The organism is Streptomyces sp. NBC_01428 (genome assembly GCF_036231965.1).
Lineage (GTDB): Bacteria > Actinomycetota > Actinomycetes > Streptomycetales > Streptomycetaceae > Streptomyces.
The window spans coordinates 4,106,742-4,131,534 of record NZ_CP109499.1 but is presented as its reverse complement, the minus strand read 5'-3'; the positions used below and the strand labels follow the sequence as shown (position 1 = coordinate 4,131,534).

The 24,793-nt window shown below is 70.0% G+C and carries 24 protein-coding genes; 19 read left to right on the top strand and 5 right to left on the bottom strand.

Features of this window, described 5'->3' with window-relative positions:
- Nucleotides 1-282 precede the first annotated feature (282 nt).
- The 3 genes from OG406_RS17845 (at nucleotide 283) to OG406_RS17835 (ending at nucleotide 2,905) form a co-directional block, all read left to right on the top strand.
- Nucleotides 283-1,017, top strand: a complete 735-nt coding sequence (locus OG406_RS17845) for an A24 family peptidase (protein ID WP_329186623.1) — start codon at nucleotides 283-285, stop codon at nucleotides 1,015-1,017.
- 72 nt (nucleotides 1,018-1,089) lie between these two features.
- Complete coding sequence (mqnC, locus tag OG406_RS17840) at nucleotides 1,090-2,298, top strand: cyclic dehypoxanthinyl futalosine synthase (protein ID WP_081218775.1); 1,209 nt, start codon at nucleotides 1,090-1,092, stop codon at nucleotides 2,296-2,298.
- Nucleotides 2,299-2,305: 7 nt separating this feature from the next.
- The gene (locus OG406_RS17835; RefSeq protein ID WP_267051552.1) at nucleotides 2,306-2,905 is read left to right on the top strand and encodes an imidazolonepropionase-like domain-containing protein; all 600 of its coding nucleotides are present in this window, start codon (nucleotides 2,306-2,308) and stop codon (nucleotides 2,903-2,905) included.
- 21 nt (nucleotides 2,906-2,926) lie between these two features.
- On the opposite strand, the gene OG406_RS17830 is transcribed toward OG406_RS17835, so the two are convergent.
- Nucleotides 2,927-3,955 carry a chitinase gene (locus tag OG406_RS17830; protein WP_329186618.1) on the bottom strand — a complete coding sequence of 343 codons (1,029 nt, stop codon included), beginning with the start codon at nucleotides 3,953-3,955 and terminating at the stop codon, nucleotides 2,927-2,929.
- Between the two features lie 350 nt (nucleotides 3,956-4,305).
- Between OG406_RS17830 and OG406_RS17825 the strand changes: the two genes are divergently transcribed.
- The 4 genes from OG406_RS17825 (at nucleotide 4,306) to OG406_RS17810 (ending at nucleotide 9,086) form a co-directional block, all read left to right on the top strand.
- A complete protein-coding gene (locus tag OG406_RS17825; RefSeq protein WP_329186617.1) occupies nucleotides 4,306-4,788 on the top strand; it encodes a hypothetical protein in 483 nt (160 codons plus the stop codon).
- A gap of 19 nt (nucleotides 4,789-4,807) precedes the next feature.
- Nucleotides 4,808-7,117: a bifunctional polysaccharide deacetylase/glycosyltransferase family 2 protein gene (locus OG406_RS17820; protein WP_329186615.1), complete on the top strand. Its 2,310-nt coding sequence runs from the start codon at nucleotides 4,808-4,810 to the stop codon at nucleotides 7,115-7,117.
- Nucleotides 7,114-8,241 (top strand): acyltransferase family protein, encoded by a 1,128-nt coding sequence (locus OG406_RS17815; protein WP_329186613.1) that lies wholly within the window; start codon nucleotides 7,114-7,116, stop codon nucleotides 8,239-8,241. The genes OG406_RS17820 and OG406_RS17815 overlap by 4 nt, the downstream gene beginning before the upstream one ends.
- Before the next feature lie 149 nt (nucleotides 8,242-8,390).
- Entirely contained in the window at nucleotides 8,391-9,086 is a 696-nt protein-coding gene (locus tag OG406_RS17810; RefSeq protein WP_164369603.1) for a demethylmenaquinone methyltransferase, read from the top strand.
- Between the two features lie 48 nt (nucleotides 9,087-9,134).
- Here the strand turns inward: OG406_RS17810 and OG406_RS17805 are convergent, their stop codons facing one another.
- On the bottom strand, nucleotides 9,135-9,467 hold the full coding sequence (locus OG406_RS17805; protein WP_329186611.1) for a PASTA domain-containing protein: 333 nt from the start codon (nucleotides 9,465-9,467) through the stop codon (nucleotides 9,135-9,137).
- 107 nt (nucleotides 9,468-9,574) lie between these two features.
- Complete coding sequence (locus OG406_RS17800; RefSeq protein ID WP_266615681.1) at nucleotides 9,575-10,081, bottom strand: GNAT family N-acetyltransferase; 507 nt, start codon at nucleotides 10,079-10,081, stop codon at nucleotides 9,575-9,577.
- Between the two features lie 97 nt (nucleotides 10,082-10,178).
- Between OG406_RS17800 and OG406_RS17795 the strand changes: the two genes are divergently transcribed.
- Nucleotides 10,179-11,480, top strand: coding sequence for a geranylgeranyl reductase family protein (locus OG406_RS17795; protein WP_164369606.1), 1,302 nt, complete (start codon nucleotides 10,179-10,181; stop codon nucleotides 11,478-11,480).
- A 96-nt stretch (nucleotides 11,481-11,576) separates the two neighbouring features.
- On the opposite strand, the gene def is transcribed toward OG406_RS17795, so the two are convergent.
- The gene (gene def, locus OG406_RS17790; protein WP_266615684.1) at nucleotides 11,577-12,212 is read right to left on the bottom strand and encodes a peptide deformylase; all 636 of its coding nucleotides are present in this window, start codon (nucleotides 12,210-12,212) and stop codon (nucleotides 11,577-11,579) included.
- Between the two features lie 188 nt (nucleotides 12,213-12,400).
- Nucleotides 12,401-13,240 carry a C40 family peptidase gene (locus OG406_RS17785; RefSeq protein ID WP_081218785.1) on the bottom strand — a complete coding sequence of 280 codons (840 nt, stop codon included), beginning with the start codon at nucleotides 13,238-13,240 and terminating at the stop codon, nucleotides 12,401-12,403.
- Nucleotides 13,241-13,950: 710 nt separating this feature from the next.
- On the opposite strand from OG406_RS17785, the gene OG406_RS17780 reads away from it, so the two are divergent.
- From OG406_RS17780 to nuoK, 11 genes are read left to right on the top strand one after another with little or no spacing between them, the layout of a single operon-like run.
- A complete protein-coding gene (locus OG406_RS17780) occupies nucleotides 13,951-14,310 on the top strand; it encodes an NADH-quinone oxidoreductase subunit A (RefSeq protein ID WP_007383963.1) in 360 nt (119 codons plus the stop codon).
- 14 nt (nucleotides 14,311-14,324) lie between these two features.
- Nucleotides 14,325-14,879, top strand: coding sequence for a NuoB/complex I 20 kDa subunit family protein (locus OG406_RS17775; RefSeq protein ID WP_053743379.1), 555 nt, complete (start codon nucleotides 14,325-14,327; stop codon nucleotides 14,877-14,879).
- Nucleotides 14,876-15,616: an NADH-quinone oxidoreductase subunit C gene (locus OG406_RS17770; RefSeq protein WP_164369608.1), complete on the top strand. Its 741-nt coding sequence runs from the start codon at nucleotides 14,876-14,878 to the stop codon at nucleotides 15,614-15,616. Before OG406_RS17775 ends, OG406_RS17770 begins: the two co-directional genes overlap by 4 nt.
- Nucleotides 15,613-16,953 (top strand): NADH-quinone oxidoreductase subunit D, encoded by a 1,341-nt coding sequence (locus OG406_RS17765; RefSeq protein WP_164369609.1) that lies wholly within the window; start codon nucleotides 15,613-15,615, stop codon nucleotides 16,951-16,953. Before OG406_RS17770 ends, OG406_RS17765 begins: the two co-directional genes overlap by 4 nt.
- Before the next feature lie 29 nt (nucleotides 16,954-16,982).
- Entirely contained in the window at nucleotides 16,983-17,822 is an 840-nt protein-coding gene (gene nuoE, locus OG406_RS17760) for an NADH-quinone oxidoreductase subunit NuoE (protein WP_164369656.1), read from the top strand.
- Nucleotides 17,822-19,171 carry an NADH-quinone oxidoreductase subunit NuoF gene (gene nuoF, locus OG406_RS17755; RefSeq protein WP_164369610.1) on the top strand — a complete coding sequence of 450 codons (1,350 nt, stop codon included), beginning with the start codon at nucleotides 17,822-17,824 and terminating at the stop codon, nucleotides 19,169-19,171. Before nuoE ends, nuoF begins: the two co-directional genes overlap by 1 nt.
- Nucleotides 19,168-21,672 carry an NADH-quinone oxidoreductase subunit G gene (locus OG406_RS17750; RefSeq protein ID WP_329186603.1) on the top strand — a complete coding sequence of 835 codons (2,505 nt, stop codon included), beginning with the start codon at nucleotides 19,168-19,170 and terminating at the stop codon, nucleotides 21,670-21,672. Before nuoF ends, OG406_RS17750 begins: the two co-directional genes overlap by 4 nt.
- Nucleotides 21,669-23,042: an NADH-quinone oxidoreductase subunit NuoH gene (gene nuoH, locus OG406_RS17745; protein ID WP_081218790.1), complete on the top strand. Its 1,374-nt coding sequence runs from the start codon at nucleotides 21,669-21,671 to the stop codon at nucleotides 23,040-23,042. The genes OG406_RS17750 and nuoH overlap by 4 nt, the downstream gene beginning before the upstream one ends.
- The gene (gene nuoI, locus OG406_RS17740) at nucleotides 23,035-23,676 is read left to right on the top strand and encodes an NADH-quinone oxidoreductase subunit NuoI (RefSeq protein ID WP_239154676.1); all 642 of its coding nucleotides are present in this window, start codon (nucleotides 23,035-23,037) and stop codon (nucleotides 23,674-23,676) included. Before nuoH ends, nuoI begins: the two co-directional genes overlap by 8 nt.
- On the top strand, nucleotides 23,673-24,488 hold the full coding sequence (locus OG406_RS17735; RefSeq protein WP_329186600.1) for an NADH-quinone oxidoreductase subunit J: 816 nt from the start codon (nucleotides 23,673-23,675) through the stop codon (nucleotides 24,486-24,488). Before nuoI ends, OG406_RS17735 begins: the two co-directional genes overlap by 4 nt.
- Nucleotides 24,485-24,784: an NADH-quinone oxidoreductase subunit NuoK gene (nuoK, locus tag OG406_RS17730; protein WP_164369613.1), complete on the top strand. Its 300-nt coding sequence runs from the start codon at nucleotides 24,485-24,487 to the stop codon at nucleotides 24,782-24,784. Before OG406_RS17735 ends, nuoK begins: the two co-directional genes overlap by 4 nt.
- Nucleotides 24,785-24,793 lie beyond the last annotated feature (9 nt).

Sequence of the window (24,793 nt, the reverse complement as noted above, 5' to 3'; positions counted from 1 at the left end):
GCGCCACGCGGGGCGGTCCTCGCCGGGATCGCCACCGGACCCGGCCGGGCGGCACGCCGGAGACCGCCGGGCCCCGCGACCGACGTACCGTCTCGGACGGCCGGCGAGGGAGCCGGGGGCCCGTCGCACGGGCGGCTCGGCCCCCGTCGTACGGTCGGCGGGCGCGGGCGGACCACCCGGCACCGGTCGTGCGGCCGCCCGGCCCGGCACGGCGGTCACCGGGTCCGCGTGGCAGGTGGGCAGGTGGGTCCGCCGCCGTACCGACTCTTCCTGGGGGAACGCGTGGATCTCGATCTCTGGGCGGCCGTCGCCGCCGCTCTGTGGGGTGCGGCGGCCGGACTGCTGGTCCCGCGGCCCGCGTACCGCCTCGCGGTCGACCCGGGCGAACCGTGGCGGGACAGCTGCCCCGACGGCCGGACGATCACCGGCCCGGCACGTGGCTGGCTCGGGCCGGCCCGCTCGCAGGGCGCCCCCTACGGTCCCGCCACCCTCCTCGTCTCCCTCGCCACCGCCCTCCTGTGCGCCGGCCTCGCGCTCGCGACCGGCACCAGGCCCGAGCTGGCCGTCTGGCTGCTGCTCGCGCCGCTCGGCGTGCTGCTCGCCGTGGTCGACTTCCGGGTGCAGCGGCTGCCCGACCCGCTGACCCTGCCGTTCGCGGCGGCGGCGCTCGCCCTGCTCGGGGTGGCCGCGGCGCTGCCCGAGCACGCGGGGGAGTGGCCGACGGCGCTGTTCGGGGCGCTCGCGCTCGGCGGCGGCTACTTCGTCCTCTTCCTCGTCAACCCGAACGGCATGGGCTTCGGCGACGTGAAACTGGCCCTGGGCCTCGGCGCCGTCCTCGGCTGGTACGGCTGGAGCACGGTGTTCCTCGGGACCTTCGCCGGGTTCCTGTTCGGCGGGCTGTACGGGCTGGGCCTGGTGATCGCGCGGCGGGCCGGCCGCAAGACGTCGATCCCGTTCGGCCCGTTCCTGATCGCGGGCGCCTACGTGGGGCTCCTGATCGGGGCGTACGCGGCCTGACGTCGGGCGGCCGGGTGTGCTGGCGTAGGCTGGCTTGGTCTGTCCACAACCCTTACGAAAGGGACGCTCCCGGTGACCGAGAAGGCCGACCTCACGTCTGTCACAGCCGTCCTCGACCGTGCCGCCGCGGGTGGACGGATCACTCCGGAAGAGGCGCTCGTCCTCTACCGCGACGCCCCGCTGCACGCCCTCGGCGCGGCCGCGGACGCCGTGCGCCGCCGCAGGTACGCGGGTACGGAGCACATCGCGACGTACATCATCGAGCGCAACATCAACTACACGAACGTGTGCGTCACGGCGTGCAAGTTCTGCGCGTTCTACGCGGCCCCCAAGGACACCGCCAAGGGCTGGACGCGCGACCTCGACGACATCCTGCGCCGCTGCGCGGAGACCGTCGAGCTGGGCGGCACCCAGATCATGTTCCAGGGCGGACACCACCCGGACTACGGCGTCGAGTACTACGAGAAGCACTTCGCCGCGATCAAGGCCGCGTACCCCGAGCTGGTCATCCACTCCCTCGGCGCGTCCGAGGTCGAGCACATGGCCCGCATCTCCAAGGTGAGCGTCGAGGAGGCCATCCAGCGGATCCACGCGGCCGGCCTCGACTCGTTCGCCGGCGCCGGCGCCGAGCTGCTCCCGGCCCGCCCGCGCAAGGCGATCGCCCCGCTCAAGGAGTCCGGCGAGCGCTGGCTGGAGATCATGGAGATCTCGCACGGGCTGGGCGTCGAGTCGACGTCCACCATGCTGATGGGCACCGGCGAGACCAACGCCGAGCGCATCGAGCACCTGCGGATGATCCGTGACGTACAGGACCGGACGGGCGGCTTCCGCGCCTTCATCCCGTACACCTACCAGCCCGAGAACAACCACCTGAAGGGCCGCACGCAGGCGACGCTCTTCGAGTACCTGCGGATGATCGCGATCGCCCGCCTGTTCCTCGACAACGTGGCGCACATCCAGGGTTCCTGGCTGACCACCGGCAAGGAGGTCGGCCAGCTCTCCCTGCACTACGGCGCCGACGACCTCGGCTCGATCATGCTGGAGGAGAACGTCGTCTCCTCCGCCGGTGCCAAGCACCGCTCCAACCGCATGGAGATCATCGACCTCATCCGCAAGGCGGGCCGCGTCCCCGCGCAGCGGACCACGACGTACGAGCACATCGTCGTCCACGACGACCCGGCGAACGACCCGGTCGACGAGCGCGTGATGTCCCACATCTCCTCGACGGCGATCGACGGTGGCACGGCCCACCCCGAGTTGAAGCTGCTGGCCTCCAACTGACGCCCCGATGCTGACCCTTCACGCTGCCGAGCGGTCGCCCGAGGCAGCCGTCCTGGTCGACGGGGCGACCCTCGCCGCGGTCGGCCCGTACGAGGAACTGGCCGCCGCCCACCCGAGCGCCCGGGTGCGGCGCTGGCCCGGCATCCTGACGCCGGGACTGCTGAACCCGTACGGCCCGGAGATCCTGCAAGCGATGTACCACCCGGACCCGCGCGAGGCCGAGGGCTTCGGCACCGAGCCCATCGGCGGGGAGCGGGCCCGGCGGATCTTCCGCGCCGATCCCTCGCGCGTCGGCGCGAGCGCGCGGCGCGCGGTCCAGCGGCTGCTGGCGCACGGCACGGTGGCGGTGGCCGGCGAGCTCACGTCGCGACCTGTCATCGACGCGGTGCGCCGGGCCGGCCTCGCGGTCGGTCGGCGCCCGGACCGGCTCGCCGGCCCGGCGGCGCTGTCCCCGACCCCGCTGATCCTGCTGCCCGGACCGACGCCGGGCGGTCCCGCCCGGTTCGCCGTGTTCGATGTCGCGGACCGTGCCGACCTGGTGAGCCGTGGTGCGGGGACCTGCGTGGCGACCGTGATCGGCGGACGGCTGGTGTACCGCAGCCGCTGATCACGGCAGTGTGGCGCCGGCTCAGCCCGCGAACGCCTCGGCGAAGGCCCCCGAACTCTGCCGCACGCCACTGCAGTCGGTGGCCGCGTCGTCGGCGTGGGCACTGTCCCCGCACTGCTGGTCGCGGAACGTCGACCACATCGACACCCAGGCGATCTTCTTCTTCTCGGCGAACTCCCGTACCTGCGCGGCGTCTTCGAGGCCGAAGGTCTCGTTGTCGACGTCGTTGACGCCGATCATCGACGTGAGGGCGAGCCCCTGCCAGGCGCTCGCCGCCGACAGCCCGAAGACCTTCTCCAGCTGCCGGTGCGCGGCCCCGGCCGACGTGATCGCGTAGTCGCCCATGTCGTCCGCGTACGAACTCCCGTAGTTCATGGTCATGATGTTGACGGTGGAGACCTTCACGGCGTGGTCGTTGGCGGACTCCAGGAGCGCGAGGCCGTCGTCGTCGAGGCCGGAGGGCATCACGGGCAGGGTGAACGAGACCTTCAGGCCGGCGCGTTCCTTCTGGAGGAGCGCGATGGCCTCGGAGCGCAGGGCGACCGAGGCGGAGTCGGCCAGTTGGGCGCCCTCCACGTCGAAGTCGGCCTGGGACGACCCGGCCCGGTCGAGCGCCTGGCCGTAGGCGTCCGCCAGTTCGCGCGCGCTGTCGCACGTCGACGCCAGCTCCTTGCCGGACGCGCCGCCGAAGGAGACCCGCACCCGCGCACCGGACTTCTTGAGCGCGGCGATCCGGGAGGTCACGGCCGCGTCGCCGATGGCGTACGTGCCGTTCCACTTCGGCGTGCAGGCGCTGCCGTCCGCGATCACGAAGGCCAGGTTGTACGTCGTCGGGGAGCCCGCCGCGTCCGTCGCCCCGGGCGTCGTGGCGCTCACATAGGGCGCGTACGACGTGCTCGCCCCCGGAGAGGCCGCGGAGGCGGACGAGCCGGTCCCGGGAGTCCGCGCGGGTGCCGCGTCCGTGGTGCCGGAGTCACCCGAGGAGCACCCCGCGCAGGCCAGGGCGACCGCGCAGACGAGCCCCGCGGCCGGCCTCAGGAAATTCCTCATTGCGCACGCACCCGCTCTCGTGATGTCTGGCTCAAGACGGAAACAAATGGTCGTTTCCTGATAGGGAATGTGTCACACCCGGACCGTATTGCCGAATGAACGTCATTCATCGGTATTGCCGTGGGGGAGGGTGGGCGAGGGCGATCGAGGAAAGGGCGTAAGGGTTTATATCGGGCGTACGAAAGGTTCATTTCTCCTGCATCGGGCGTTCCTGAGCTGCGTTGATGACGGGGGATTCCCGTCATGTCGCCTCGGTCTCATAGAGAAAATACAGCTTGGGCTGTCTCTCATGGGCCGTTCACACGGAAAGCAGAGTTTCCGCCACAAGGAGCCGTCCTAACGTCGGGGAAATGCAATCCGAGTCCGCCATCGAAAACCGTGCCCAGGGGCGCGGCCGGCGCCGCGCACGCGGCAATGGGGCCGTGGACGGCCCCGTGTTCGTCGACACCTCCGGACGCCGTGCCCGCCTGCTGCGCAGAGTCGGCCTCGTCATCGGCGCCGGGTGTCTCGGCTACGCCGCCGTGCTCGGCATGGCCTTCATGGGCTGGGGCACCTCACTGACGCCGTCCTCCCTGCTCCCCTTCGACGCCGGCCGGGCCGGCTCCGCCCCGGGCGGCGGGGGACCCGGAGCGGGCCGGGGCGGCGCGGCTCCCACCGGCACCCCGACCGGGCTCCCCAGCGGCGCGCCGACCGGCCTTCCCGGCGGGGCCCCGACCGGAGCCGTCACCGACGCCGCGCCCCCGGCCGCCTCCGCGACCGCCTCCGCCGCGTCCGCGTCCCTGTCCGCCCCCACCTCGACCGCCGGGGCGTCCGCCGCCGCCGGCGCCAACTGACGGGCACGCACCCACTTCCATGACCACGACGACGCCCGCCCGCGGCCGTCGGCGCGCCCCCTCCAGGATGGAGCGGGCCGCCGGACGGGCCGCGGCGTTCCAGAAACCACGAGTCATCCTCGCCCTGCTGCTCCTGCTGGCACTCACCAGCGTGATGCTGCTCGACGGCTACCTGCGCTCCGAGATCGGCAACGACGCCCGGGTCCGCGACGGCGCCGCCTACGACAAGGTCCCCAGCAGGATCCTCGACGGCGGACCCCTCCTCACCTTCGACCACGGCACCGCCACGACCCAGTCCGTGCCGGACAGGACGATCGCGCTCACCTTCGACGACGGACCGACCGCGACCTGGACACCCCAGGTCCTGAAGGTGCTGGAGGAGAACGACGTCGACGCCACCTTCTTCATGGTCGGCTCGATGATCTCCCGCTACCCCGGCGTGGTGAAGTCGCTGGTGAAGCAGGGCAACGAGGTCGGCATCCACACCTTCACCCACGTCGACCTCTCCTATCAGAGCGCCGCCCGCCTGCAACGGGAGCTGAAACAGACGCAGTTGGCCCTCGCGGGCGCGGCCGGTGTCACCACCACGCTGTTCCGGGCCCCGTACTCCTCGGAGATCGACGCCGTCGACAACTACAGCTGGCCCGTCTACCAGGAGATCGGCGACCTCGGCTACACCAGCGTCTTCGTGGACACCGACAGCGACGACTGGAAGAAGCCGGGCGTCTCGAAGATCGTCCGATGGGCGACGCCGAAGAAGAACAAGGGCGCCATCGTCCTGATGCACGACGCGGGCGGCGACCGGTCGCAGACGATCAGCGCGCTCGGCACGTACATCAAGAAGATGAAGGCGAAGGGCTACACCTTCACCACCGTCAGCGGAGCCCAGGCGATGCTGAACGGGAACCGGTCCGGCGTGGGTCGGCAGTCCGGCTCGGCGGGTGCGGGTGCGGGTGCGGGTGCGGGTGCGAGTGCCGGTGCCGGGATCGGAGGCACCGGCGCGGCACAGGCCGCCCAGCACCAGGCCGCCGGAGCGACCCTCTACGAGGGCAGGGCGCTGGTCTACGCCGTCGCGGTCGCCGAGTGGGTGGTGCCCGCGCTGTCCTGGTTCCTCCTCGTCGTCGGCATCGCCGGCATGGGCCGTTTCGGGATGATGCTGGTCCTCGCCCGCCGTCACCACCGGCAGCGCAACCGCGGACGCGGCAAGGGCGGCAGAGGCGGCGGCAGGTTCAGCTGGGGGCCCGCGGTCACCCGGCCGGTGAGCGTGATCGTGCCCGCGTACAACGAGAAGGAGTGCATCGCCAACACCCTGAGATCACTGGCGAAGAGCACCCATCCGATCGAGATCGTCGTGGTCGACGACGGCTCCGACGACAACACGTCCGAGATCGCCGAGTCGCTCGGCATGCCCAACGTCCGGGTCGTCCGGCAGGAGAACGCGGGCAAGCCGGCCGCGCTCAACAACGGCGTCCGCAACGCCCGTCACGACATCGTCGTCATGATGGACGGGGACACCGTCTTCGAACCCGACGCCGTGCACCAGCTCGTGCAGCCCTTCGCCGACCCGGAGATCGGGGCCGTCGCGGGCAACGCCAAGGTCGGCAACCGCACCACCCTGATCGGCGCCTGGCAGCACATCGAGTACGTGATGGGCTTCAACCTCGACCGCAGGATGTACGACCTGCTGCGGTGCATGCCCACCATCCCGGGTGCGATCGGCGCGTTCCGCCGCGACGCGGTCCTCGGCGTCGGCGGGATGAGCGAGGACACCCTCGCCGAGGACACCGACATCACGATCGCCCTGCACCGCGCGGGCTGGCGGGTCGTCTACCAGGAGCACGCCAGGGCCTGGACGGAGGCGCCCGGTTCGCTCAGGCAGCTGTGGTCGCAGCGCTACCGCTGGAGCTACGGCACCATGCAGGCGCTGTGGAAGCACCGCAAGTCCCTGACGGACAAGGGGCCTTCGGGGCGCTTCGGCCGCGTCGGCATGCCTCTGGTCGTCCTCTTCCAGATCGTCACGCCGGTCTTCGCGCCGCTCATCGACGTGTTCACCGGCTACTCGATGATTTTCGTGGACTTCCGGGCCGCGCTCCTCGCCTGGCTGGCCGTCCTCGCCGTCCAACTCGTCTGCGCCGCCTACGCGTTCCGCCTCGACCGGGAGAAGTACCGCTACCTCGCGATGCTCCCGCTCCAGCAACTCGCCTACCGCCAGATGATGTACCTGGTCCTGATCCACTCCTGCGTCACCGCCCTGACCGGCGGACGGCTGCGCTGGCAGAAGCTCAAGCGCACCGGCGAGGTCGGCACCCCGGCGGGAGCGGGCCGATGAGCCGGCGGCGGCAGGCGGTGACCACCGCGGAACCCGCCCCCGAGGCCCGGCCGAGAGGCGGACATCGCGCCGGCCGGAAGCGGGGCCTGCCGGCCGCACGGGACCGCTACTTCGACTTCCTGCGCGCGGTCGCCCTGGTACGCGTCGTGGCCTACCACACGTTCGGGTGGGCCTGGGCGGGTCTGGTCTTCCCCTCCATGGGGGTCATGTTCGGTCTGGCCGGCACCCTCATGGCGAAGTCGCTGGAGCGGCCCGCGCCCCAGGTCGTGAGGAGCCGGCTGCGCAGACTGCTGCCCCCGTTCTGGTTCTGGGGCGTCTTCGTGGTCCTGGCGATGCTGGTCCACGGCTGGATGCCGGGCTGGGAGATCGTCTACTGGATCGTGCCGTTCGGTGATCCGCCGGGCAACGCGTGGGGCGAGCAGGCCTGGGAGATCCTCTGGTACCTGCGGACATACCTGTGGTTCGTCCTGCTCTCCCCGCTGCTGCTGCGGATCTTCCGGCTCGCCCCGGTCCCCGTGCTCGTCCTGTCCCTCGCCCCGGTCCTGGTCCTGAACTTCCTCCGGGACGCGCCGGACAACCGGTTCGGCAGCGCCCTGTGGGACCTGGCGACGTACCTCTGCTGCTGGCTCCTCGGCTTCGCGCACCGCGACGGGGTGCTCCGGCGGCTGCGGCCGGCCGCGGTGGTCGTGGCCTCGCTGGCGGCCCTCGCGTACGGCGGCTGGTTCGCCTTCGCGCACCGGGCGGAGTACGGCACCTACGACCTCGACGAGATCCCCCTCGCCCAGGCCTTCTGGTCGGCGGGTTTCGTGACCCTGCTCCTGTACGTCAAGGCCGCCCGCGGCGTCGACTTCGCTTGGCTGGCACGGTTCCGGCGGCTCGACCGCGCGGTGACGATCTTCAACGGGCGCGCGGTGACGATCTATCTCTGGCACGAGATCGCCCTGATCCTGGCCGTCCCCCTGATCGACCAGTTCTGGAAGGTACCCGCCTTCGAGGCGTGGCTGCCGCTGGAGAGCCAGTGGTTCCTGTTCGCCGTCGGCTGGGTCCTGATCTGGCTCGCGATCGTCCTGTTCGGCTGGGTCGAGGACGTGGCGGCGAGGAAGAGGCCGCGGCTGCTGCCGTGACGGGGTCCGTCCCGGGGCTCCGGGGCCGGCGGCGAGGGCGCTCGTGCCGGGGGCCCGGTGGCGCGGGCGCCGTTCCCGAAGGGGTGCGGGTGAGGGACGTACGGCCGGGCGCCGCCGAGTCGTCCGGCCCGTACTGCCACAATGGGACGGTGACCCGCGCATCCCTGGACAAGCAGCCGCACGAAGTCGCCTCGATGTTCGACGACGTGGCGGAACGGTACGACCTGACGAACGACCTGCTGTCGCTCGGCCAGGACCGGGTGTGGCGCAAGGAGGTCGCCAAGGCGGTCGACGCGCGCCCCGCGCAGAAGATCCTGGACCTGGCGGCGGGCACGGCGACCTCGTCCCTGCCCTTCGCCCGCAGTGGCGCGTACGTCGTCCCCTGCGACTTCTCGCTCGGCATGCTGCGGGTGGGCAAGCGCAACCACCCCTGGCTGCCGCTGACCGCCGGTGACGCCACGAAGCTGCCGTTCAAGGACGACACCTTCGACGCCGTCACGATCTCCTTCGGACTGCGCAACGTCCAGGACACCGACACCGCCCTCAGCGAGCTGTACCGCGTGACCAAGCCGGGCGGACGCGTCGTGATCTGCGAGTTCTCGCACCCCACCTGGGCGCCGTTCCGCACGGTCTACACCGAGTACCTCATGCGCGCGCTGCCCCCGGTCGCCCGCGCCGTCTCCTCGAACCCCGAGGCGTACGTCTATCTCGCCGAGTCCATCCGCGCCTGGCCGACCCAGCCGGAGCTGGCCGAGCGGCTGCGCAAGGCGGGCTGGTCGAAGACGGCGTGGCGCAACCTCTCCGGCGGCATCGTGGCCCTCCACCGCGGCTTCAAGCAGGCCTGAGCGACCCGGGCGGCGCCTCCCGGGGGCGGCCCGGTCGGCGCAGTGCCGCTAGCCGAGGACCTCGAACGGCTCCCCGGGGCGGTCGAGTTCGCGCCGCGTCCCGCCCGACGGCGGCCTCGGAGGCCTCGGCTCGCGCACCCCCGCGCCGCCCTCCGCGTCCCCGAGGTCGAACCACACGGTGACGACCGCCCCGCGCGGAACCTCCGCGCCGGGCTGCGGAAACTGCCGTACGACGTAGTCGACGACGGTCGACGGGAAGTCGGGCCGGTCGGGTGCGGCGAGCAGCACACCGCGCGCCTCGGCGGTCTCCCGCGCGTCCACGGCCATCAGGCCCACCAGCCGCGGCACGCGCACTTCGGGTGTTCCGGGTGTCCTGTGCACGGACGTCACCCCCAGCGGTACCGGCAGGGTATGCCCCGCCCGTGCCGTTCCGGAAGGAGCGGGAGAGCGCGGGAAGGCCTCTCGACGGCCGTCCGGAAGGGCCGTCCTCAGAGCGCCAGCCGGTAGCGGTGTCCCTCCGCCTTGGAGGCCGGGACGGTGAACCGCTCCGCCAGCTCCATGCCGAGCCGTCTCGTCACCGCGATGGAACGGGCGTTGCGCGCGTTGACCATCGCGACCACGTCCTTGACGCCCGCCGAGCGGACCCGCTCCAGGGTGGTCAACGCCGCCGCCGTGACGTACCCCTTGCCCCAGTGCTCCCGTCCGAGCCGCCAGCCGATCTCGATCTGCCCGGCCGGCCCCCACGCGTGCGGCCACGGCTGGGCGCCGGTGAAGCCCAGCACCTCGCCCTCCGCGTCGACCATCGTCCACAGACAGAACCCGTGCTCAGCGTCGTGCCGGCGCTGCCGGGCCGTGAGTTCCTCGTACACGGACAGCTCGGCCGGGCGGCCTCCGTGGAACTCCATGACGTCCGGGTCGGAGAAGACCTGGTGCCACGCGTGGGCGTCCTCGTCGGTGGGGACCCGCAGTCGTACGTCGGGGAGAGCTCGGTTCACGGGGCAGCCCTTCGGGTGGTGATCGGTACCGCTGCATAGACTGCCCATGTCCAGTGCCCGTCGGCACGTTGATTTCGAGCCTTGGGGAGACCCCGCCGTGACCGAGCCCCAACCCCTCTCCGAAAACACCGCCGACGTCATCGTCGTCGGGGCCGGGCCAGCCGGTTCCACCACCGCCTACTACCTGGCGAAGGCGGGGCTCGACGTCCTGCTCCTGGAGAAGACCGCCTTCCCGCGCGAGAAGGTCTGCGGCGACGGACTGACCCCGCGCGCCACCAAGCAGCTCGTGTCGATGGGCATCGACATCTCCGAGGAGGCCGGCTGGCTCCGCAACAAGGGGCTGCGCATCATCGGCGGCGGCGTCCGGCTCCAGCTGGACTGGCCGGATCTCGCCTCCTTCCCCGACTACGGACTCGTCCGGAAGCGGGACGACTTCGACGAGCAGCTGGCACGGCAGGCGCAGAAGGCGGGCGCCCGGCTCCACGAGCGCTGCAACGTCGGTGCTCCGATCGTCGACGACCGCACCGGCCGCATCACCGGCGTGCACGCGAAGCTCGGCGACGCGGACTCCAAGGAGAAGCGGGAGGTGACCTTCCACGCCCCGCTGGTGGTGGCCGCCGACGGCAACTCCACCCGCCTGTCCCTCGCGATGGGCCTGCACCGCCGGGAGGACCGCCCGATGGGCGTCGCGGTGCGTACGTACTTCACCTCGCCGCGTCACGAGGACGACTACCTGGAGTCCTGGCTGGAGCTGTGGGACCGCCGGGGTGCCGAGGACCGGCTGCTGCCCGGCTACGGCTGGATCTTCGGCATGGGCGACGGCACGTCGAACGTGGGTCTCGGTGTCCTCAACACCTCCGACTCCTTCAAGGAGCTGGACTGGCGCGAGGTCCTGAAGGCCTGGTGCGCCTCGATGCCGGAGGACTGGGGCTACACCCCGGAGAACATGACCGGCCCGATCCGCGGCGCGGCCCTGCCGATGGCCTTCAACCGCCAGCCGCACTACACCAAGGGCCTGTTGCTGGTCGGCGACGCCGGCGGCCTGGTGAACCCCTTCAACGGCGAGGGCATCGCCTACGCCATGGAGTCCGGCCAGATCGCCGCGGACGTGATCGTGCAGGCCCACGCGCGCGCCACCCCGGGCCAGCGCGAACTCGCCCTCCAGCGCTACCCGCGCGTCCTCAAGGACACCTACGGCGGCTACTACACGCTCGGCCGCGCCTTCGTGAAGCTCATCGGCAACCCGAAGGTCATGAAGATCGCCACCCAGCGCGGCCTGACCCACCCGATGCTGATGAAGTTCACGCTGAAGATGCTCGCCAACCTCACCGACCCCACCGGCGGCGACGCCGCGGACCGCATCATCAACGGCCTCTCGAAGGTGGCCCCGAAGGCCTGACCCGACGTCCCGACCGACCTGACACACAGGACGGACACCGCGAGCGGCGGCCCGATCGAACGGGCCGCCGCTCGCCGCGTCAGCCCCGACCGCCGGTCATCCCCGGCTGCCCGTCAGTTCGGACTCCTTGGCGGCCCGGCGTGCCAGTACCTCGTCGCGCCGCTCGGCCACCTGCCGCAGGGCGTCCTTCCGCTCGCGCCGGGCGAGACGGTCCAGGTAGACGCGGCCGTCGACATGGTCGCTCTCGTGTGCGAGGCACCGCGCGAAGTACCCGGTCCCCTCGATGACCAGAGCGTTCCCGTCCTTGTCGACGCCGCGTACGACGGCACGGTCGGGCCGTGGCACGTCCACGACGGCCCCGGGGACGGACAGGCACCCCTCACCCTCGTCCAGCAGCCGCCGGCCGGAGGGCGCGAGGCGCTCCAGGACGGGGTTGGCGATGTGGCCGACATGCCGGTTCCCGGCGTCGTCCGGGCAGTCGTAGACGAAGAGGCGCAGGTCGACACCGACCTGGTTCGCGGCCAGACCGGCGCCGTCGGCGACGTACATGGTCAGGAACATGTCGTCGATGAGTGCGGCGAGATCGGGACCGAACTCGGTCACGTCCCGGCACGGCCGGTGCAGGACCTCCTCACCGACCTCGGTGATCCGCCGGACCGCGCCCCGGCGGGCCTCCGGCGTGAGCGGGGGATACGAGCCGACGGGACTTCCCTGGACGAACACACGGGGCATCGCTGTCTCCTTCGGGTGCGCGGACACCGCGGCCGACGGCGGTCCGCCGACCCCCCGGCGCCGGAGCCACTCTCCCGCAGCGACGGAGGACGCCGTGCCCGAACGGGGTGAAGAGCCCGAAGTGCCCCCGGACAACCCGAAGGACCGCCTCCCGTGAGGGAAGCGGTCCGCCGAAGGTCACCCGTGGGTCAGAGCACGCGCACCGCGCCCGTCGCCGGGTAGCCCGAGAGGTCCTGGATCACGACGCCCTTGGAGGGGTTGGCCGCGTCGAGGTACTGCCCGCCACCGATGTACACACCGACGTGGTACGCCGAGCCGGCCGAGCCCCAGTACAGGATGTCGCCGACCTGGACGTCGGACAGCGAAACCGGCGTACCGGACGTCGACTGGGATTCCGAGACGCGCGGCAGGTCGACGCCGACCTGCTTGAACGCCGCCTGCACCAGACCCGAGCAGTCCCACGCGTTGGGTCCGGTGCCGCCCATGACGTACGCGTCACCGACCTGAGCCTTCAGGAAAGCGACGACGGTCGCGACACTGCCGCTGGCCGGGGCGGAGACGTTCGTCGAGGTGGACGAACCGGCGGAAGCGGACAGAACGGTGCGCTCCGAGGAACGCGAGACGGCCTCGGCCGCCGCTGCCTTCCGTGCGGCCTCGGCCTTCTTCTTGGCCTCCGCCTTCTTCTTGGCGTCGGCCAGGTCGGCCTTGGCCTGCTTGGCGGCCTTGGCGGCGGCCGCGTCGCGCTCCGCCTGGAGCTCGTAGTTGGCCGCGGTCTGCTGGGTGGCGTCCGCGGACTGCGCGACCTGCGTGGCCAGGTCGGCCGTCAGGGTCGGCAGTTCGAGCGTCTGCGTGACGGGCTCGGCAGCGTTCGCCGAACCAGCCGCCCCGGCCACGGCCAGGGTGCTGAGAACGCCACCGGCAACTCCGGCGCGCATCGCGAGCGACGACGCGTTGCGACGGGGCTTCCGGTGGCTTCGTATGTGAGCGGTGTGGGACATGGGTACAAGCGGTACCAGGGGCTCCTCCATACCTTCAAGAAACGTGTGGTGCGCCACAGTTGTTCAATCGACGGCCGAATTCAACGCGCGTCACTCTTTATTGACGCCGTAACGGGCATTGCGGACACCGTCCACCGAGCCCGTGATCATGGCCTTTCAGTAATACGTCCGAATTGCCCGCGGCCTACCACCGGTTGAGGCCGATGGCCAAGCCCGGTTTATCTGACTCACAGGTAGATGTGGCGCAGGTCACGGAACGGTCTCCGGGCCGGTCGCGTCCCGCGCGTGCGGCGGGCTTCCCTCCGCTCGTGAACGCGTGCACGCGTCCACACCCGTCCCCCCGGCTCCCCCGAATGTGAACGCTGTCCTCTATCAAGGCCCTCCGTCCAGCACCAATTTGCATGCAGAGGAAGTCTCTTGATATGGAGACGCCGCCCCGGACCTGCGGTGACGAGCGGAAATGTCACCTCTGGTGATCGACCGGACGCTTCGGGTGTGAAGATCACCGCTCATCCGACTTCATGATCGTTCGTCAGGTGGTGGAGATCACAAAGCTTGTGCAATACCCCGTGTCGCAGATCACAGACCGCCGGGCATAAGATGCGAGGCAGTTGGGCTTGTGACCTGCTTCACATGTCCGCGATCTTCGCCGGGACGGGTGGAGTTCGCGGCACTGACGAGGCAGGGGCTCAAGCCCTGGAACCGCCACCAGTCAGTGCCGACTGAGAGGAGCGAGGAGCGTGAACGCGTATGCGCCGATCCTCGTACTGGGAGCCCTCGGGGCAGGCTTTGCGATCTTCTCCGTGGTCATGGCCACGCTGATCGGTCCGAAGCGGTACAACCGCGCGAAGCTCGAGGCCTACGAATGCGGCATCGAGCCGACCCCCACGCCGGCCGGCGGCGGGCGCTTTCCCATCAAGTACTACCTGACGGCGATGCTCTTCATCGTCTTCGACATCGAGATCGTCTTCCTCTACCCCTGGGCCGTCACCTTCGACGCCCTGGGTGTTTTCGGGCTCGTGGAGATGCTGCTCTTCGTGCTCACCGTCTTCGTGGCGTACGCGTACGTATGGCGGCGCGGCGGCCTGGAATGGGACTGAGGGGCCTTTAAGACATGGGACTCGAAGAAAAGCTGCCGAGCGGATTCCTGCTGACCACGGTCGAGCAGGCCGCGGGCTGGGTACGCAAGGCGTCCGTCTTCCCCGCGACGTTCGGACTCGCCTGCTGTGCCATCGAGATGATGACGACCGGCGCCGGGCGATACGACCTGGCGCGCTTCGGTATGGAGGTCTTCCGCGGGTCGCCCCGCCAGGCCGACCTGATGATCGTGGCCGGCCGGGTCAGCCAGAAGATGGCGCCGGTGCTGCGACAGGTCTATGACCAGATGCCCAACCCCAAGTGGGTCATTTCCATGGGGGTTTGTGCTTCGTCGGGCGGAATGTTCAACAACTACGCCATTGTGCAAGGCGTCGACCACATCGTCCCGGTCGATATCTATTTGCCCGGATGCCCGCCGCGGCCCGAGATGCTGATCGACGCGATTCTCAAGCTGCACCAGAAGATCCAGACCTCCAAGCTCGGCGTCAACGCCGAGGAGGCGGCCCGCGAGGCGGAGGAAGCGGCGCTCAAGGCGCTCCCCACCATCGAGATGAAGGGCCTGCTGCGGTGAGCGACGCGAACGGCAACGGGGTCAACCCCGAAAAGGACCTCAGCGCCTCCAACCTTCCCGGCCAGCGAGGCGACCAGGGCGAGGAGATCCGCGTCCAGCGCGGCATGTTCGGCGCCAACAACGGCGGCGACACCTCCGGTTACGGCGGCCTGGTCCGCTCGATCCGGCTCCCCGGCTCGGCCAACCGCCCCTACGGCGGCTGGTTCGACGAGGTGGCCGACGAGCTGGAGGGCGCCCTGGAGGAGCAGGGACTCGTCCCCGAGAACGTCATCGACAAGACGGTCGTCGACCGGGACGAGATCACCTTCCATATCGAACGCGAGCACCTGGTGCGTGTCGCGCAGACCCTGCGCGACGACCCGGCGCTCCGCTTCGAGCTGTGCACCGGCGTCTCCGGGATCCACTACCCGCAGGACAAGGGCCGCGAGCTGCACGCCGTCTACCACCTGCGCTCGATCACCCACAACCGGTTGATCCGCCTGGAGGTCAGCGCCCCCGACGCGGACCCGCACGTCCCCTCCCTCGTCGCCGTCTACCCGACGAACGACTGGCACGAGCGCGAGACGTACGACTTCTTCGGGCTGATCTTCGACGGCCACCCTGCGCTGACGCGGATCATGATGCCGGACGACTGGCAGGGCTTCCCGCAGCGCAAGGACTACCCCCTCGGCGGCATCGCCGTCGAGTACAAGGGCGCCCAGATCCCGGCTCCGGACCAGCGGAGGTCGTACTCATGAGCACGCAGACCCCTTCAGGGGCATCAGCCGCTTCGGCCCGCGAGACGACCGAGGGCACCGTATATACGGTCACCGGCGGCGACTGGGACGAGATCGCCCAGTCCGCGGCCAAGTCCGACGACGAGCGCATCATCGTCAACATGGGCCCGCAGCACCCGTCGACCCACGGTGTGCTCCGGCTCATCCTGGAGATCGACGGCGAGACGGTCACCGAGGCCCGCTGCGGCATCGGCTACCTCCACACCGGCATCGAGAAGAACCTCGAGTTCCGCACGTGGACCCAGGGCACCACGTTCGTGACGCGCATGGACTACCTGACGCCGTTCTTCAACGAGACGGCCTACTGTCTCGGCGTCGAGAAGCTCCTCGGGATCACCGACCAGATCCCCGACCGCGCCTCGATCATCCGCGTGCTCCTCATGGAGCTGAACCGGCTCTCCTCCCACCTGGTGTGCATCGCCACCGGCGGCATGGAGCTGGGCGCCACGACGATCATGATCTACGGCTTCCGTGATCGTGAACTCATTCTCGACATCTACGAGCTGATCACCGGCCTGCGGATGAACCACGCGTACATCCGCCCCGGCGGACTCGCCCAGGACCTGCCGCCCGGCGCGGTGGACCAGATCCGCGAGTTCGTGAAGAAGATGAAGAAGAACCTCCCCGAGTACGACAAGCTCGCCACCGGGAACCCCATCTTCAAGGCCCGTATGCAGGACGTCGGCTATCTCGACCTGGCCGGCTGCATGGCCCTCGGTGCCACCGGCCCGGTCCTGCGCTCGGCGGGCCTGCCGCACGACCTGCGCAAGTCCCAGCCGTACTGCGGCTACGAGACCTACGACTTCGAGGTCCCGACCGCCGACACCTGCGACTCCTACGGGCGCTTCCTGATCCGCCTGGAGGAGATGCGCCAGTCGCTGCTGATCGTCGAGCAGTGCCTGGACCGGCTGCAGCCCGGCCCGGTCATGGTCGCCGACAAGAAGATCGCCTGGCCCGCCCAGCTCGCGCTCGGCCCCGACGGTCTCGGCAACTCGCTCGACCACATCAAGAAGATCATGGGCACCTCCATGGAGGCCCTGATCCACCACTTCAAGCTGGTGACCGAGGGCTTCCGCGTACCGCCGGGACAGACGTACGTCGCGGTCGAGTCGCCCAAGGGCGAGCTCGGGGTGCACGTCGCCTCCGACGGAGGCACCCGCCCCTACCGGGTCCACTTCCGCGACCCGTCCTTCACCAACCTGCAGGCCATGGCGGCGATGTGCGAGGGCGGCCAGGTCGCCGACGTCATCGTCGCCGTCGCGTCCATCGACCCCGTGATGGGAGGCGTCGACCGGTGACCACCACCCCCGAGGGCGTCAGCCTGGGCATGCCCCAACTGCCCGCGCCCGACTACCCGGACGACGTCCGAGCCCGGCTGGAGGCGGACGCGCGCGAGATCATCGCCCGCTACCCCGACTCCCGCTCCGCCCTCCTTCCGTTGCTGCATCTCGTGCAGTCGCAGGAGGGTCACGTCACGCGCACCGGACAGCGGTTCTGCGCGGAGGTGCTCGGCCTGACGACCGCCGAGGTCAACGCGGTCGCGACCTTCTACTCGATGTACCGGCGCAAGCCGAGCGGCGACTACCAGGTGGGTGTCTGCACCAACACCCTCTGCGCCGTGATGGGCGGCGACGCCATCTTCGAGGCCCTCCAGGACCACCTCGGAGTGGGCAACGGGGAGACCACCGGCGACGGCAAGGTCACCCTGGAACACATCGAGTGCAACGCGGCCTGCGACTTCGCCCCGGTCGTGATGGTCAACTGGGAGTTCTTCGACAACCAGACCGTGGACTCGGCCAAGCGCCTCGTCGACGACCTGCGCACCGGAGCGGACGTCGAACCGACCCGCGGCGCCCGGCTGTGCACCTTCAAGGACACCGCCCGGATCCTGGCCGGCTTCCCCGACGAGCGCGAGGGCGCCGTGGAGGCCGGCGGCAGCGCGGGCCACGCCTCACTGGTCGGCCTGCGGCTGGCCAAGGGGGAGAGCGGCCCCGCGCGCGTGGTGCATCCGCGCGGCGCAGAGGCGCCCCGGGAGAGGGCCTCCGAGGACCGGACGCCGCCGGAGCAGCCGCCTGCCGGACACCAGAGTTCGCACGACGCGCCGCAGGACACGGCGGCCTCCGACCCGAGCCATCCGGCGGGTCCGGTCGCAGAGGAGGGGGAGTGATGACCTTGGCAGCAGAGATCAACGAAACCAGTCCCGAAAAGCTGCTCGCACCCGTGCTGTCGGCCTTCTGGGACGAGGACAGGTCCTGGTCGCTGGACGTCTACAAAAGGCACGAGGGGTACGAGGGCCTGCGCAAGGCACTCGCCATGTCGCCGGACGACCTGATCGCCTATGTCAAGGACTCCGGACTGCGCGGCCGCGGCGGCGCCGGATTCCCCACCGGAATGAAATGGCAGTTCATTCCGCAGGGAGACGGCAAACCACACTATCTAGTTGTCAACGCCGACGAGTCAGAGCCGGGAACCTGCAAGGACATCCCGCTCCTCTTCGCGAACCCGCACAGCCTCATCGAGGGCATTGTGATCGCGTGTTACGCCATCCGGTCTTCACATGCGTTCATCTATCTGCGGGGTGAAGTGGTCCCCGTGTTGCGGCGGTTGCACGAAGCCGTACGCGAGGCGTACGAGGCGGGCTACCTCGGCGAGAACATCCTGGGCAGCGGACTCGACCTCCAGCTCACCGTGCACGCGGGCGCGGGCGCGTACATCTGCGGTGAAGAGACCGCCCTGCTCGACTCGCTCGAAGGACGCCGTGGACAACCGCGGCTCCGACCCCCTTTCCCTGCTGTCGCGGGACTCTATGCGTGCCCGACTGTTGTGAATAACGTCGAATCCATCGCGTCAGTTCCCGCAATTCTCCAAAAGGGCAAGGAATGGTTCAAGTCGATGGGCAGCGAGAAGTCTCCGGGCTTCACGCTCTACTCGCTCAGCGGCCATGTCACCAGCCCGGGTCAGTACGAGGCACCGCTCGGCATCACGCTGCGCCAACTTCTCGACATGAGCGGCGGGATGCGCGCCGGCCACCGGCTGAAGTTCTGGACGCCGGGCGGCTCCTCGACCCCGATGTTCACCGACGAGCACCTCGACGTCCCTCTTGACTACGAAGGAGTGGGCGCCGCGGGTTCCATGCTCGGTACGAAAGCACTCCAGTGCTTCGACGAGACGACCTGCGTCGTCCGCGCCGTCACCCGCTGGACCGAGTTCTACGCCCACGAGTCCTGCGGCAAGTGCACGCCCTGCCGCGAAGGCACCTACTGGCTGGTGCAGTTGCTGCGCGACATCGAGGCCGGCAAGGGCGTCATGTCCGACCTCGACAAGCTCAACGACATCGCCGACAACATCAACGGCAAGTCCTTCTGCGCCCTCGGCGACGGTGCCGCCTCGCCGATCTTCTCCTCGCTCAAGTACTTCCGTGACGAGTACGAGCAGCACATCACGGGCCGCGGCTGCCCCTTCGACCCCGCCAGGTCGACGGCCTGGGCCGACAAGCACACGGAGGTGAACGCATGACAGTGACCACCAGCGCTCCCTCCGGAGGCGGGGAAGCGGCGGTCCCCCCGGAGGGCCTCGTCGCGCTGACGATCGACGGCGTGGAGATCAGCGTGCCCAAGGGCACCCTGGTCATCCGGGCCGCCGAACAGCTCGGCATCGAGATCCCCCGCTTCTGTGACCACCCGCTCCTCGACCCGGCCGGCGCCTGCCGCCAGTGCATCGTCGAGGTCGAGGGCCAGCGCAAGCCGATGGCGTCCTGCACGATCACCTGCACGGACGGGATGGTCGTCAAGACGCAGCTCACCTCACCGGTCGCCGAGAAGGCGCAGCACGGTGTGATGGAGCTGCTGCTCATCAACCACCCGCTGGACTGTCCGGTCTGCGACAAGGGCGGCGAGTGCCCCCTGCAGAACCAGGCGATGTCGCACGGCAACGCCGAGTCACGCTTCGAGGGCCGCAAGCGGACCTACGAGAAGCCGGTCCCGATCTCCACGCAGGTCCTGCTCGACCGCGAGCGGTGCGTGCTCTGCGCCCGCTGCACCCGCTTCTCCAACCAGATCGCGGGCGACCCGATGATCGAGCTGGTCGAGCGGGGCGCGCTCCAGCAGGTCGGCACCGGTGACGGCGACCCCTTCGAGTCGTACTTCTCCGGGAACACGATCCAGATCTGCCCGGTGGGCGCGCTGACGTCGGCGGCGTACCGGTTCCGCTCGCGCCCCTTCGACCTCATCTCCTCGCCGTCGGTGTGCGAACACTGCTCCGGCGGCTGCGCGACGCGCACCGACCACCGGCGCGGCAAGGTCATGCGGCGCCTCGCCGCCACCGACCCCGAGGTCAACGAGGAGTGGATCTGCGACAAGGGGCGGTTCGGGTTCCGGTACGCGCAGCAGCGCGACCGTCTCGACACCCCGCTGGTGCGCAACGCCGAGGGCGTCCTGGAGCCGGCGTCCTGGCTGGAGGCACTGGAGGCGGCGGCGCAGGGTCTGACGGCGGCCCGCGGCCGGACCGGTGTCCTGACCGGTGGCCGGCTCACCGTCGAGGACGCCTACGCGTACAGCAAGTTCGCGCGCGTGGCCCTCGACACGAACGACATCGACTTCCGCGCGCGCGTGCACAGCTCCGAGGAGGCCGACTTCCTGGCATCCCGGATCGCCGGACGCGGACGGGATCTCGACGGCACGGGCGTCACCTACACGCTGCTGGAGAAGGCGCCCGCCGTTCTGCTGGTGGGCTTCGAGTCCGAGGAGGAGGCGCCCGGCGTCTTCCTGCGGCTGCGCAAGGCCTGGCGGGGGCACGGTCAGAGGACCTACGCACTCGCCACCCATGCCACCCCCGGGCTGGCGAAGGCGGGCGGCACCCTGCTGCCGGCCGCGCCGGGCACCGAGACCGAGTGGCTGGACGCGCTCGCGAGCGGTGTCGGTCTCGAAGGAGACGGTGCGACGGCCGCCGAGGCGCTGCGCGCCGAGGGCGCGGTGATCGCCGTCGGTGAGCGGCTGGCCGCCGTGGCCGGCGGTCTCACCGCTGTCGTACGGGCCGCCTCCGCCGTCGGCGCCCGGCTGGTGTGGATTCCGCGCCGGGCGGGCGAGCGGGGCGCGATCGAAGCGGGCGCGCTGCCGTCGCTCCTGCCGGGCGGACGCCCGGCCACGGACCCGCGCGCGCGTGAGGAGGTCGCGGTCGCCTGGGGCGTCTCCGAACTCCCGCACCGCTACGGCCGCGACACCGGCCAGATCGTCGAGGCCGCCGCGGGAGGCGAACTGCGCGCCCTGGTGGTCGCCGGTGTGGAGGTCGCCGACCTTCCCGACCCGGCCCGCGCGCGTGAGGCCCTCGCCGAGGTGGGCTTCCTGGTCTCGCTCGAACTGCGGCCCAGCGAGGTCACCGACCACGCGGACGTCGTCCTGCCGGTCGCCGCGGTCGCCGAGAAGTCCGGCAGCTTCCTCAACTGGGAGGGCCGGGTTCGTTCCTTCGGGGCGGCTCTCAAGCCCGAGCAGGTGACCCGCAATCTGTCGCCCACCGACGCGCGCGTGCTGCACATGCTCGCCGACGCCATGGACGTCCACCTGGGGCTGCCGGACCTGCGGACCGCCCGAGCCGAGCTGGACCGGCTCGGCGCCTGGGGCGGGGCGCATGCCTCCGAACCCCGGGAGGCCGGAGCGCAGTTGCCGCGTCCGGCCGCCGGTGAGGCCGTGCTGGCCGGGCACCGGCTGCTCCTCGACCAGGGGCTCCTGCAGCAGGGTGACGACGCGCTCGCCGGGACCCGGCACGCCGCACACGCGCGCGTGTCGGCCGCCACGGCCGCCGAGGCAGGCGTCAAGAACGGCGATCTCCTCGCCGTGACGGGCCCCGTCGGAGTCGTCGAACTCCCGCTCCAGGTCAGCGAGATGCCCGACCGGGTGGTCTGGCTCCCGCTGAACTCGACCGGCGGGGGCGTCGCCTCCGACACCGGGGCGCTGCCCGGCGCACTCGTCCGCATCGGCCCGGCGACCATCGCCGCCGAGGCCCCCAAGGAGGTGGAGGCATGACGCCGTACCTCGCCGCTGAAGACCTCTCGATGTTCGGCCGGGACCCCTGGTGGCTGGTCGTCGTCAAGGCGGTGTTCTGCTTCGCCTTCCTGATGGTGACCGTGCTGTTCTCCATCGTGTGGGAGCGCAAGGTCGTCGCCTGGATGCAGCTGCGCATCGGCCCCAACCGGCACGGTCCGTGGGGGATGCTCCAGTCGCTCGCCGACGGCGTCAAGCTGATGCTGAAGGAAGACGTCATCGTCAAACGCGCGGACAAGGTGGTCTACGTCCTCGCACCGATCGTCGCCGCCATCCCGGCGTTCATGGCGATCGCGGTGATCCCCTTCGGGCCCGCCGACAACCAGGTCTCGATCTTCGGCCAGCGCACCACGATGCAGCTCACCGACCTCCCGATCGCGATGCTCTTCATCCTCGCGGTGGCCTCGGTGGGCATCTACGGGATCGTGCTCGCCGGCTGGAGCTCCGGATCGACCTATCCGCTGCTGGGCGGCCTGCGGTCCTGCGCGCAGATGATCTCGTACGAGATCGCCATGGGTGCCGCGTTCGCCTCGGTGTTCCTGTACTCAGGGTCGATGTCGACCTCGACGATCGTCGAGCAGCAGCACGACCGCTGGTACATCCTGCTGCTGCCGGTGTCGTTCATCATCTACGTCATCACGATGGTGGGGGAGACCAACCGGGCCCCGTTCGACATGCCGGAGTCCGAGGGCGACCTCGTCGGTGGCTTCAACACCGAGTACTCGTCCATCAAGTTCGCGCTGTTCATGCTCGCCGAGTACGTGAACATGGTGACGGTCTCGGCCGTCTCGACGACGCTCTTCCTGGGCGGCTGGCGGGCCCCGTGGCCGATCAGCACCTTCTGGGAGGGCGCCAACCACGGCTGGTGGCCGATGCTCTGGTTCGTGGTGAAGGTGCAGTTGCTGCTGTTCTTCTTCATCTGGCTGCGCGGCACGCTGCCGCGTGTGCGCTACGACCAGTTGATGAAGCTGGGCTGGAAGGTCCTCATCCCGGTCTCCGTGGTCTGGCTGATGCTCGTCGCGACCGTCCGGACGCTGCGCAACGAGAACTACGACTTCGCGGACATCGCCCTGTACGTGGGCGGAGGCGTCCTCGTCCTGCTGTTGCTGTCGTTCGCGGCGGACATCTTCCGCGACAAGCAGAAGGCCGAGGACGTACCCGCCGAACCCGCCGCCTTCGACCCGATGGCGGGCGGGTTCCCCGTGCCGCCGCTGCCCGGGCAGGAGCTGCCGCCGGTACCGCGGCGCAGCCCGCGCCGGGAGCGGGAGTTGATTGTCAGTGGCGGGCCCGATACTGCGAGTGACGGATCGATCGCCGGATCTCGTGACGGAAAGGAGGGGTCCGATGGCTGAGGAGCCGAAGGAGACCAAACCGGGTTTCCAGAACCCCGTCGCCGGTTTCGGCGTGACCTTCAAGGCCATGTTCAAGAAGCGGCTGACCGAGCAGTACCCGGAGCAGCAGAAGACCACAGCGCCTCGGTTCCACGGCCGGCACCAGCTCAACCGTCATCCGGACGGCCTGGAGAAGTGCGTCGGCTGCGAGCTGTGCGCCTGGGCCTGCCCCGCGGACGCCATCTATGTGGAGGGCGCGGACAACACCGAGGAGGAGCGCTACTCCCCGGGCGAGCGCTACGGCCGCGTCTACCAGATCAACTACGCCCGCTGCATCCTGTGCGGCCTGTGCATCGAGGCGTGCCCCACGCGCGCGCTGACGATGACGAACGAGTTCGAGCTCGCGGACAGCAGCCGCGCCAACCTCATCTACACCAAGGAGCAGCTGCTCGCCGGTCTGGAGGAGGGCATGGTCGACTCGCCGCACTCGATCTTCCCGGGCACGGACGAGCAGGACTACTACCGGGGTCTGGTGACCGAGGCGGCGCCCGGCACCGAGCGTCAGACGGCCGTCTCCAAGGGCGAGTCCCACCCGTCGGGGAGCCCCTCGGGAAGCCCCTCGGGCTCGGCGGCCGAGAAGGGGGCGGAGGCATGAGCGAGCTGGCCGCGTACTCGACCTCCACCGGTGAGGCCTTCCAGTTCTGGGTCCTCGGTACGGTCGCGGTGATCGGCGCCCTGTGCACCGTCTTCATGAGGAAGGCCGTGCACAGCGCGCTGTGCCTCGCCGGGACCATGATCATCCTGGCGGTGTTCTACCTCGCCAACGGCGCGTACTTCCTGGGCATCGTCCAGATCGTCGTCTACACCGGCGCGATCATGATGCTGTTCCTCTTCGTCGTCATGCTCGTCGGTGTCACCGCGGCGGACTCCCTGAAGGAGACCATCAAGGGGCAGCGCTGGCTGGCCCTGGTCTGCGGACTGGGCTTCGGCGTCCTGCTGTTCGCCGGGATCGGCAACGCGTCCATCAAGGACTTCGACGGCCTGGCGAAGGCGAACGCGAACGGCAACGTTGAGGGCCTCGCCGCCCTCATCTTCACGAAGTACGTGTTCGCCTTCGAGATCACCGGCGCCCTGCTCATCACGGCCGCCGTCGGCGCCATGGTGCTGACGCACCGTGAGCGCACCGAGCGTCCCAAGACGCAGCGCGAGCTGTCCGAGCAGCGCGTCCGTGAGGGCAAGCACGTACCGCCGCTGCCGGCCCCCGGCGTCTACGCCCGGCACAACGCGGTGGACATCGCCGGCCTGCTCCCGGACGGCACGCCGTCCGAGCTGACCGTCATGAAGACGCTGCGCGACCGCGGGCAGGTCCGTGACGTGTCGACCGAGGCGCTCAGCGACCTGAAGGCGCTGGAACAGCGCGCCGAGGAGCGCCTGGAGCGCACGAAGACGGAGGAGGCGTCCAAGTGAATCCGGTCAACTACCTCTATCTCGCCGCCCTTTTGTTCACGATCGGCGCCACCGGTGTGCTGATCAGGCGGAACGCGATCGTGGTGTTCATGTGCATCGAGCTGATGCTCAACGCCTGCAACCTCGCGTTCGTCGCCTTCTCCCGCCTGCACGGCAATCTCGACGGCCAGATCTTCGCCTTCTTCACGATGGTCGTCGCCGCCGCGGAGGTCGTGGTCGGGCTCGCGATCATCGTGTCGCTGTTCCGTTCCCGCCACTCGGCCTCGGTCGACGACGCCAGCCTGATGAAGCTGTAAGGGGTCGCT

What these genes read in the sequence shown, in the direction of transcription:
- OG406_RS17835 (WP_267051552.1), top strand. Translation starts at nt 2,306, where the DNA reads ATGCTGACCCTTCACGCTGCCGAGCGGTCGCCCGAGGCAGCCGTCCTG.
- OG406_RS17830 (WP_329186618.1), bottom strand. Translation starts at nt 3,955, where the DNA reads ATGAGGAATTTCCTGAGGCCGGCCGCGGGGCTCGTCTGCGCGGTCGCC.
- OG406_RS17825 (WP_329186617.1), top strand. Translation starts at nt 4,306, where the DNA reads ATGCAATCCGAGTCCGCCATCGAAAACCGTGCCCAGGGGCGCGGCCGG.
- OG406_RS17820 (WP_329186615.1), top strand. Translation starts at nt 4,808, where the DNA reads ATGACCACGACGACGCCCGCCCGCGGCCGTCGGCGCGCCCCCTCCAGG.
- OG406_RS17815 (WP_329186613.1), top strand. Translation starts at nt 7,114, where the DNA reads ATGAGCCGGCGGCGGCAGGCGGTGACCACCGCGGAACCCGCCCCCGAG.
- def (WP_266615684.1), bottom strand. Translation starts at nt 12,212, where the DNA reads ATGCCCCGTGTGTTCGTCCAGGGAAGTCCCGTCGGCTCGTATCCCCCG.
- OG406_RS17785 (WP_081218785.1), bottom strand. Translation starts at nt 13,240, where the DNA reads ATGGAGGAGCCCCTGGTACCGCTTGTACCCATGTCCCACACCGCTCAC.
- OG406_RS17775 (WP_053743379.1), top strand. Translation starts at nt 14,325, where the DNA reads ATGGGACTCGAAGAAAAGCTGCCGAGCGGATTCCTGCTGACCACGGTC.
- OG406_RS17765 (WP_164369609.1), top strand. Translation starts at nt 15,613, where the DNA reads ATGAGCACGCAGACCCCTTCAGGGGCATCAGCCGCTTCGGCCCGCGAG.
- nuoE (WP_164369656.1), top strand. Translation starts at nt 16,983, where the DNA reads ATGCCCCAACTGCCCGCGCCCGACTACCCGGACGACGTCCGAGCCCGG.
- nuoF (WP_164369610.1), top strand. Translation starts at nt 17,822, where the DNA reads ATGACCTTGGCAGCAGAGATCAACGAAACCAGTCCCGAAAAGCTGCTC.
- OG406_RS17750 (WP_329186603.1), top strand. Translation starts at nt 19,168, where the DNA reads ATGACAGTGACCACCAGCGCTCCCTCCGGAGGCGGGGAAGCGGCGGTC.
- nuoH (WP_081218790.1), top strand. Translation starts at nt 21,669, where the DNA reads ATGACGCCGTACCTCGCCGCTGAAGACCTCTCGATGTTCGGCCGGGAC.
- nuoI (WP_239154676.1), top strand. Translation starts at nt 23,035, where the DNA reads ATGGCTGAGGAGCCGAAGGAGACCAAACCGGGTTTCCAGAACCCCGTC.
- OG406_RS17735 (WP_329186600.1), top strand. Translation starts at nt 23,673, where the DNA reads ATGAGCGAGCTGGCCGCGTACTCGACCTCCACCGGTGAGGCCTTCCAG.